Genomic DNA, 9,426 nt, shown 5'->3' with positions numbered 1-9,426 from the left:
CGCCCAGGAACGTGACCCGGTCATCTATGGTAACGAAGCTACCTTCCTTGACCCGTCCCTCGAAGCGTTGATGCACCAGGGCCTCGTACTCCCCACCCGCCAGCACCAACTCTTCGGTGCCCGGTGTTCCGAAGCCGGTGCGTGCCGTGCTGATCACGCAGCTCGCCGGGATGAACGTTTTGAGCACCAGGGCCGGTGAACCCGGGCTGGAAAGGAACATTGCTACTCGTGCCGCCTCGGTGGGGTCCAGGCTCCACGATGTAGCCGGGTTTAGTTTTATGCGCACCTCGTCACCAACCTGCCACTGCTTCGTGACCGCGTGGGAGGTAACGTAAGGGTGATACACCGGGATCGTTTGCCAGCGTTGGAATCCCTTGCCCTGCAAGAACGCCTCGGTGTCATTATAGATCTGGCCAATGGCGTACAGCAGGTCCCAGTGGAGCACCTTCATCAACAGTTCCAGGCTTTTCGGGTAGGAGTGCCCAAACGTCCGGGCGACCAGCAGCTGTAACCGATCACTGGCTGGGGTCCCGATGGTCGCCATCCGCCAGGGGTCAATAATCTCGCGTTGTATCATCTCTGCGGTCACGTCATCTCGCCCCACTTCTTCGGCCAGCTTGACGGCGACCGGGCCGGGTTGCGGAACTCGCACCAAGTCGTCGGCCTTGACGTCAAAGCGTATCCCGTGCGCGGTCAGGGTTTTCAATCCCAGCGGCAAGTGTGTATTGCAGTAGTTCAGCTCCTTGCCGCCGGCATTCACTACCCATCCGGCGGCGCGTGAGCAGTCTGGAGTGCAGCAGGTGCGAGTACTCAGTAAAAGGTAGTTGTTATCCGGCACGCCAAGCGTAGCCCCGACGATCTTGCGGCCCGTGACGGCAGCATAGCAAATCGCAATGGATTCGGCCTTGTCCGCACCTTCTGCAACTCGAGATGCGACGCAAGAATCCATCTTATCCCATAATTCCTCTGGTAAATTCGAGTAGGGCATGTTCTGCTAAGCTGCTCCTATGGCGCGTGCAATGGCCCGTCGCACGCGCTGATTACCTACGATCTCCCATTCATCCCCGCGCCAGCGATACAGCGCCAGCCCAGCGAAACGGCACTGGCCGGCGACCTCGACGGCGTCCGCAATGATGTCTTCGACGACCTGCCCGCTCTCCCAACCCAGGCTGCCGTCAGCGCGAGTGATATGGTTGAACTCCGTCACATAGATGGGTAACTGAGCGTACTTCGCTGGCAAGCAACGCAGTAGTGCGGTGACGCAGCCGGGGTAATTGTAGAACTGCCATTCCAGCGGCGGGTCGGTGAAGTGGGCGTCGCTGCCCACAAGATCACGATCCGGCCCGTGGATGTACCCGTGGGCGTCTACGAAGGCCGGGATGTGCAGCAGCGCGCCCCACATTCCGGCGAGCCACTCGCGCGGGTCGCCCGCCTGCGCATTGAACGGGTCCAGCGAGGCCGGGGCCAGGCGGGCATCTGGACAAACCGCGGCGAGCTGGTTGAAGGCGGCGGCGGCGTCCGCGGCGGTGAGGTCGCGCATCGCGGGGAACTCCCGTGGGTTGTTGACCTCGTTCCCGATGGACCAACCCCACACGCCGCGCGACTCGTTGATGATCCGCGACGCCCGCGAGAGGAACGGGACCCACTCACGACCCTCCCGATCAGGTAAAGTTCCCGCCCCACCCTTATCGCTGGACCACGACCAGCGCAGGCTGACGATTACCCGTAAGCCCGCGGCCTCCGCGGCGGAATAGTCAGGGGCCATTCCTTCATAGTTTTTCACGTAGAGCGGACGCACCACCAAAGCAGGCTTACCGAGATCGGCGAGCCATTCCGCGCCGGTCTGCGTGCTACCCTCATCGTGCACACCGATCAGTGGAGTCGTGACCAGGCCCCACCCAGGCCGGAACGGCCAGGAATCACCCGGGCATTTGGTGGCGATCACGTCCTTGTGGCCCCATACGCGCAAGGCCTTACCAACAAGGTTTTCAAGGTGAGGGATTAGCTTTTCCAGAGAAACGAGCTGGGCTGTGGTCGGCTCTGCCCCGTTGATGAAACAGCCCAGCAAGCAGACGGCCACACCGTAACGGTTCTCGTCGTCAGGGCTGGTGGTGCTGCCCTGAGCAAATACCACGTCTTCCAAGTCAGAAGTCTGCCAGACGGTCCCGTCCGCCCCGATCATATAGGCGTAGCAGATGCCGGGCCGGTTCTTGTCGGTGGCCGAGCAGTGGTAGGCCGCAATGCCTTCCACAAGCTGTTTGGCGCTACCACACGCCCCGGCGCTATGATGTACGAAGATCGTGGTGATCTCGGAGAGCGTGCGACGTTTCCAGGGGTACCACGGACTGGCGGGGTTGACCATGAGCGTGCCCCGCAGGTCGACGATCGATAACGTGGGCAGTTCTGGCTCTATGGGAGTTGCCGGTTCGCCTGGTGCCGCGTTCACCCGATCTTTCAGTTGTATGACTCGGTCGGCCAGCGTAGCCCCGTACTCGAAGCAGTCCTGATCCTTCCACGATCCGGTCGGCCCGAAGGTGAACGGGCAAAAACCCAACAACAGCCGATCGTACCGCGTCTCGTTGTCATACCAGATGATGCCGTCCAGCGCCTCGGGGCCTGGAGCATCGTAACAGGTATAGAACTCCGTGATAACGATAGGCACCTCACAGGCCGTACCCGCTTGTTGCATGAGATATTGCAAGTAACGATAGCGGAAGCAAAGTGCCCCGGAGTCGTCTACATCAGGCGCGCCAGGGATCGTGTGACCTTCACCCCACCATAGATCAATGGGAGCAGTCCAGGCCTTATGCCCGTCCAGGTCGGGTAGCGTCCCCTCGTGCAAGGCGATGACATGCCCACCGGCGCGTGCCCGTTGGAACATGCCGCTGGCAACCAGGGCTTGCATTTCGTCCCACTCCGGCGTGCCGCAGTTGAGCGAGAGCAGCGCCAGGTGGACATCATGCTGCTCGGCGATGTCCATGCAGTAGATCATGAGTTGGGCCAGCCGTGTGTAACCGGCGACCCCGGCGGGATCTGGTTCGTTGACCGGCTCGTAGTAGTCGATCGAGGCTGCGGCTTCCGGGGTGGCGATGATCTTATCCAGGGTATAGGCCATAATCCGGCGGGCCAGGTCGGCCAGGTCGGTGTCGATGTCGGCCACACCCGGGCAACCTTCCAGTGGGTGGGTGACCCGCCCGATCGTGATGGTGGCAGAGGAGTCCCGCTTGACCTCCACCAGCGTGCCCCAGTTGTCGACCGCCTTGACTACGGCAAGATGCGCTCCGCCGGCAACGGCATCCCGCACCATTGCTGGCACCGGACCAGCAGCAATGCAGTGGGCGCCAATCTTGGACCCGGTCGCCGTACAGGGCAGAGTAGTCGGCTCGCCGTCCTCGTCATCCTCATCGTCGGGGATGACGACGGCGGCGAGCCGCTCCGCGATCTCGCCGCCGACCTGTTCAATCACGTCGCGGATGCCGTTGAGCGCGGTCACCAACTGCGCCAGGGTATCCACAATTCCGCTATCATCATCATTATCGTCGTCGTCACCGTCACCATCGCCACCGCCAGGGGTGACGATCTCCAGACTGACGTCATCCCAGTAACCGTCACAGTGCTTGTAACGCCACTTGACGACCTCGCGCAGGAACACGGTCACAATCCCGGTGTTACCCACTACTACATCGGTCGATAGTACCCGGCCGTAAGCGTCATAGAGGTGCTGGACTGGTCCCCATACGACTGAGGCGCCCCACGGATCAGTCCCGCCGGTGGGATCGATGCCGACCTGCTGCGCAAAGTTATCGTCCTGGATACTACCTTCCTTGACCTTATCGCTCTGGGAACTCCAGGCATGGGTGTAGGCGGTGACACGCACCGTGGCCCCAGCAGGGGCCGCCACGCGCTGGTATAGGCCGGCGTCATGAATTCCCCACAAGGTGAATAACTGCCAGGCTCCGCCGTTACGCACCCGTGGCGGGTCCAGGTAAGGCGGTTGTGGTTCGATGACCTTACACTCAGGCCGCCGGTACCCTTGCTCGTTCCCAGGATCGTGCGGGACAGAGCCACCTTCCTTCCAGAAACAGGTCCAGGCTTCCGGCACCTCGATCTCACCAAACTCCTGGCCGGTGTGGGTCTTGTGCCATGCGCCGCCATCAAAACCACCATTCGTTAACAGATTCGTCATGCGATTTCCTCCCACAAGCAAGTAAGGCAAGTTGGATCTTCCGGGTCGTTATGGCGATCGACCAACCGCAGCACGGCGATTCCGGGTAGATCACAACGCACCCGCCCGCCGGGCTCACCCGGCAAGGGCAAGGGCTCCTGAAACGGCTCCACATCTACCAACGAGTACAAGTAGAACTTCTCTGCTGTAGGCCATAGGGCCTTGCGGACGTGCTGCGATATCCCATGACAGGCTTCGGCAGCCTCGAAACCGACAATATCGACTTCCTGCGGCGGCAAGACCGTGGCGATGGCAGACGCTTGTCGTGCTCCTGATATCGGGTACATGATCATGGCTCGCCCAACAATGGCTTCTTTGCGAGGCAGTACGACTACTGTCTTGCGACCTGCTGCTACGTCCTTACCATCTTTTAGAAAAAGACCAATCATCACCACCTCGAAGCAAGTCTGATAAAAAACCGCCCGGACGGGGGGGGCAAACCCAGTCCGGGCACAGACAGGAAGGGGCAGGGGGCAACCTGCTTGCATTCATTGTAGCGCATCCTGTAGTGATTGTCAAGCATTTTCAGAATCTGCTCCTATAACTCACTTAATACTTGAGGCATTGACAATTTGACAACATAACCTATAATGGAATTATATCACTTATAACTTGCAACAGGAGAGAATAGTGGACGCGAAACAGTTAGCCGAAAAGCTTCACACCATGGACGAAGTGAAAGGGGCCGAGATCGTGGTGAATGAACGGCGGCAGCAAGTGGAAGTATATGGTTTTCACCTGACCAAAGATTTCCGAGCTTGCAGGATCGCTCTGGAGAATCTCGGGTTCGGCTGCATGCCGAACTCTGGATTCTGGCAAGGGTATGTTCCCGACATCGCCCCGCTTTGCCAACCTCTCAGCGACCAAGAGCTATATGAGCGAGATAAGCATTTTATTGCTGCAGGTGGGCACCTGGCAGACCCAGACCGGGAAGAGGCTATTCGTTCTGGAAAGTTGACAATAGAATAGATCAGAAAAAGAAAGGCCGCCGATTAAAACAGCCCGGCGGCCGAAGCCTTTGTAAGACCCGAACTCTAAGTAAAGGTCGTTATCTGTCCCGCATTCCCGCGACCACCTGCGCCATGAATTTCGCGGCACCCTCTGCAGGTTCAAGTTGTATCATCTGCGGTGATTGCCAGAAGACTGGACATCCATTGCTATCTACTACCACGCTCATGGTGATGATGGCATATCCGCGCTGCTGGCAGGCCACACTCTGGAGCCGGCGGATCACGTTCAGCCAATCTGGCCGGATGTCCTGTGGTAAACTGTTATTGCTCACTTTGCTATCTCCTCTATCACCTTGTTAATGCGTTCCCGGAAAGGGCGCCAACGTTCTTTCTGGAGCAGGATCGACCACCCGCGGGCCTTCGTGCCCGGATGATGCACAATCTTGGCCCGCGCCACTTCGCCACTGGTGCTGGCGGCTTTGGTGGCAAAAGTACCTGGGGTAGAGCCAGCAGAGTAACCAGTGCGAAAGACCAGATAACGGGCGCGTTTCGGTTTGATCTCATGCGCACGGGTTCCCTCGTCCAACCATACCCATTTCTGTGAGCCGGTGATGGACCCGCCCGGCCCCACCAGTAGTGAAGCGTCCCCGCCGGCAAAGCCAATCAATGTTTCAAAGCGCGGCTTGTCGTGAGTCCAGTGGGCGGTGGTTTGCTGCAACAGCTTACATTCTTCGCGGCCCTCAGCACGGAGAGCATTCAGTATCGCCAGGCGTACATCCTTGATCGTACTCAGGGACTTCGGGACGATAGGCTTGACCATAAAAGTCGTCATAGTGTTATCCTGGTTCTCCTCCTCTCACCGTGTAAGGGTTCCACTTGCTGGCGTTGTCCAGACAATCGACGCAGTGCTCGTGATCCCCCAGCACCCAGTAGCAATCCCATTTGTGGTGCCCGCGTCCATGAAATTCCCAGTGACAACCACAGTTCGTCAGGCAACGTGAGTTGCCATCGCCGGGATAGGCCGGCAAGGTAATGTGGCGTGCCCTGGCCTGTGCCCGCCCATAGGCCTCGTGGGCGCTCCGAATGTACATCGCGGCACGAGCTGAGATTTGCGCTTCGGAGAGATTACCCGCCGCGATCTCCACTGCGAAACGATCCAGGTAGCGGTACTGCTCGGTAAGCATCCCGCCAAGCGAACCGCGATCTGCAGGCGTGAGCAATCCTGGCCCGCGTCCCAGCAAATACTCCTGGATCACGCGGTTCTTGATCTCCGTCCGCATGGCGTTCTGCCAGGCGGCCACATCGATCTGGCCCCCGGCCACCTGGGTGGCAAGGTTTCGCGCACGTTCAACGGCAGCATCGGTTGCGGTTTCGCGCCAGGCCTCGACCACGGCATTGGTAACGAAGCGCCCGCGTTCATCGCGGAACCGCAGCAGAGTAGGGTCCCAGATGTAGGCCATCTTAGTGCTCCTGCGTCTGGCCGTCGAGCAGGTCTGATGGTAGGCCATCCGTTTCCCATTGCGCTATCGCCGCCACAATGTCATTTTCGGTCACCGTAGTGTCAGCGATAGTGAAGCGGGATGGCTTGCCACGAGCCTTAGAACGACGTCCGGCAACCAGTTTCTTGAACGCCCCGGCCAACCCGCCCAGCGTCCTGCCCAGAGCCTTGCGGGAGGCATTACCGACAGAAGTGCGGAGGGTGTCCGCCTGCTCCCGCAGGGCCGTCGCCTGCTCGCGCCAGGCATTAGCCTGGTTCAACCCGTTGCTCAGCATAGTGGCCGTAGTGGCGTCCAGGTCGCTGATCTGCGATCCCAAGGACGACGCCAGGTCCAGCTTGCGATCCAGCAGGTCTCGCGCCTGCTCCAGACGTTCCGAGAGACCAGCCACCGCTCGCTCCTTGGCCTCGCGTTCGCGGGTGTAATGTGCCTTGGCAATGTCGTTCGGCGCATTGTCTTCCATCTCGCGGGCGGCATCGAGATCCACCTGAGCAGCAACCAAACTGGCATCCAGCACCCGCTCGCGAGCCTCCGCGGTGGCGGCAGCTCCCTCCGCCGCAGTGAGCCGTTCCTGTAGAGCTGCGGAGCGGGCAGCATTCGCGGTGGCTTTGCTCTGTGCTTCCCGTTGCACCTGGTCAGCACGTTCCTCGGCCAGCACGCTATTTTCCTCTTGTCGATCCGCTGCATCGAGCTTGTTTTCGACATCCTCCGCTCCGGCGGTGCAGGCGTCCTTTGCAGCACGAGCGTCCCCTTTCTTGACTGCACGCACGAGGGCTGCGCCGGTGGCGGTCGCCTTGCCGATCCCGTCCGACGTGATCTCTAATAACCCGAGTTGAGCCAGCTCTGCCAGCTCTCCCGCCGGCGGCTCGGCTCCGCTCTCGTAGAAATCGAAGGCCCGCTGAAACTGCTCATTGGTGACCGGCAGCTCGGGCACAATCTTGTCAATGTTCTCCTGTACCTGCTTGCTATCGTCCTTGCCGGACGAACCTTTCGGTTTCTTGCCTCCCGCAGCGGCCTTCTTCGGCTTGGCTGCAGCGGCTGCCACAGCACTGGCGTCAGCGATAGCCTGCTTGGCACTATCGATATCGCCAGCGTTGAGCGCCTTCACCAGAGCGCGACCCTGCGGACTCATGGTGACGCTGCCGTCGTCGTTCTCACGGGCCAGGCCACGGGAAAGCAGATCGCCATACCCAGACGGGTCAGCGTCGCCCGTCCGCATCGCTGCCAGATTCTCTACCACGCCCATTGCCATGCCCAGCTTGGCGGCCAGGTCGCTGCGGTTTTGCATCCGCAAAAGTGCTGCACTGTTCGGCGCGGCGTCCGCGGGCCCCAAGCGCGCCAGCATGTCCGCGCGCACCTGATCCATCATCTGGGCCACGTTCACGAAGCGGCCACTTGCTCCGCGGGCCAACTGGCCGCCGATCACCTCACCCGCCCCCACACCCCAGTCGTAGCCCTTGGCAGCTTCTGCGCCGTCTGTGCTCTCTGTACCCTGTTCTGGTTCACCTTCCAGTGACAAGCCACCTTCACCCCCACCACCGCCGGGCAACATCGCGTACATCTGTCGCTGCACCTGTTGCTGTGCCAGCGGGGCGTACAGCTCTTTGAGCGCCCCCAGCGCGGCTTGGGCTTGATCCGCCAATTGACGCAGGCGCGGCTTGCTGGTAGCAGCATCCTCAACCTCTACCGCTGCTACGTCCATCTCCGCCATAAGCCGCAAAGCATCGTTGGCGCTGGTGGACAAGGGGTTGTCCACCCCCAAGTCCAACCAGCCCAAGAACGGCTCATCGGTGGCGTGAAACAGCGACAACACGCTCTCGCCGGTCGGCAGGCGACCGTCCTCCAGCTCCAGCTTGTCAAACTGCGGTTGGGTCAAATCTCCCGCTTCCAATGCCTGCTCGCGGGCCGTGCGGACGTTGACCACCCCGGCTTCCAGGTTGGTGGTGCGCACCTTGGCCCGCTGCTCTTGGGTGCGGGCGCGCTCGGCGTCCTGTTGGTCGTCTTGGAAATCGAATATTAGCTTCAGATGTGAAGGTAAGAACTTCCCGCTGCTGTGGTGCGAGCCGCGGGGGTCGCCGCCCAGCATGACGGTGAGCGTGCGCAATAACAGCCCGATCCCACCGCCCAGCCCGGCGATATGTTGGTACTCGGCGTCGGCTTTTGTAGCCCCGGTGGTCTGAGCGGGCCAGATCCAACGTACCGGGACGCCGAAGGCCATGGCGATAGCAAACATCCCCAAGCGAGTATCCACCTCTTCGTTGAAGCCGTCCGGCGGTGAAGACAGATCCACCAAGCGCAAGTCGGCATCCGGCTCCAGGTTTCCCAGTACCGGGAAACGGGAGTAGATACTCATACCGGCGGCATCTAACTGCTCGCCCGCAATCGACAATACATCTTCGATGGCCGCTGTATCCACCCCACGCCCGAGTAGAATCCCGCGCCAGGGACGCGATCCCAACTTCTCCTGTTTGTACGTAGCAATGTCTACCAGGTTCTGTGCCACATTCAAACAGCGCGACACCGCGCACAGCCCCACGCCATGCATCTCTTCCCGTGCTGAGGGCAGTGACGAAACATAGACCACCCGCGAACGATGCAGCTTGTAGAGGCGTTCATCAGGGGTGTTGTAGGTAACCGGATAGGTCGGGTCGCCGGTGCGGGTGCAGCGCAGTGAGTCCAGATGTGCCAGGCCCAACGGGCGGCCCTCAATCGGGCCGGCGGGATCGCCGTCCCCGATCACCTCCATGAAGCCGCC

General features: G+C 60.6%; 8 protein-coding genes. 1 reads left to right on the top strand and 7 read right to left on the bottom strand.

Annotated elements, in window-relative coordinates; genetic code table 11:
- The 3 genes from WC683_17755 to WC683_17745 form a co-directional block, all read right to left on the bottom strand.
- Nucleotides 1-988: hypothetical protein (locus WC683_17755; GenBank protein MFA4974455.1), on the bottom strand; the 988-nt coding region annotated here is incomplete at its 3' end.
- Nucleotides 989-994: 6 nt separating this feature from the next.
- The gene (locus WC683_17750) at nt 995-4,186 is read right to left on the bottom strand and encodes a peptidoglycan recognition family protein (GenBank protein MFA4974454.1); all 3,192 of its coding nucleotides are present in this window, start codon (nt 4,184-4,186) and stop codon (nt 995-997) included.
- Complete coding sequence (locus tag WC683_17745) at nt 4,183-4,614, bottom strand: hypothetical protein (protein ID MFA4974453.1); 432 nt, start codon at nt 4,612-4,614, stop codon at nt 4,183-4,185. Before WC683_17745 ends, WC683_17750 begins: the two co-directional genes overlap by 4 nt.
- A 241-nt stretch (nt 4,615-4,855) precedes the next feature.
- On the opposite strand from WC683_17745, the gene WC683_17740 reads away from it, so the two are divergent.
- Nucleotides 4,856-5,194, top strand: coding sequence for a hypothetical protein (locus WC683_17740; GenBank protein MFA4974452.1), 339 nt, complete (start codon nt 4,856-4,858; stop codon nt 5,192-5,194).
- Nucleotides 5,195-5,273: 79 nt separating this feature from the next.
- Here the strand turns inward: WC683_17740 and WC683_17735 are convergent, their stop codons facing one another.
- The 4 genes from WC683_17735 to WC683_17720 all read right to left on the bottom strand — a co-directional run.
- On the bottom strand, nt 5,274-5,507 hold the full coding sequence (locus WC683_17735; protein MFA4974451.1) for a hypothetical protein: 234 nt from the start codon (nt 5,505-5,507) through the stop codon (nt 5,274-5,276).
- Nucleotides 5,504-6,007 (bottom strand): hypothetical protein, encoded by a 504-nt coding sequence (locus WC683_17730; GenBank protein ID MFA4974450.1) that lies wholly within the window; start codon nt 6,005-6,007, stop codon nt 5,504-5,506. Before WC683_17730 ends, WC683_17735 begins: the two co-directional genes overlap by 4 nt.
- A gap of 4 nt (nt 6,008-6,011) precedes the next feature.
- On the bottom strand, nt 6,012-6,635 hold the full coding sequence (locus tag WC683_17725; protein MFA4974449.1) for a hypothetical protein: 624 nt from the start codon (nt 6,633-6,635) through the stop codon (nt 6,012-6,014).
- A gap of 1 nt (nt 6,636) precedes the next feature.
- A partial coding sequence (locus WC683_17720; protein MFA4974448.1) for a hypothetical protein occupies nt 6,637-9,426 on the bottom strand: 2,790 nt, incomplete at its 5' end.

Source organism: bacterium (assembly GCA_041648665.1).
In the GTDB taxonomy this organism is placed as follows: Bacteria; UBA10199; UBA10199; order 2-02-FULL-44-16; family JAAZCA01; genus JAFGMW01.
Note: the sequence above shows the minus strand (reverse complement) of the source record. Positions and strands in the feature narration are given on the sequence as shown.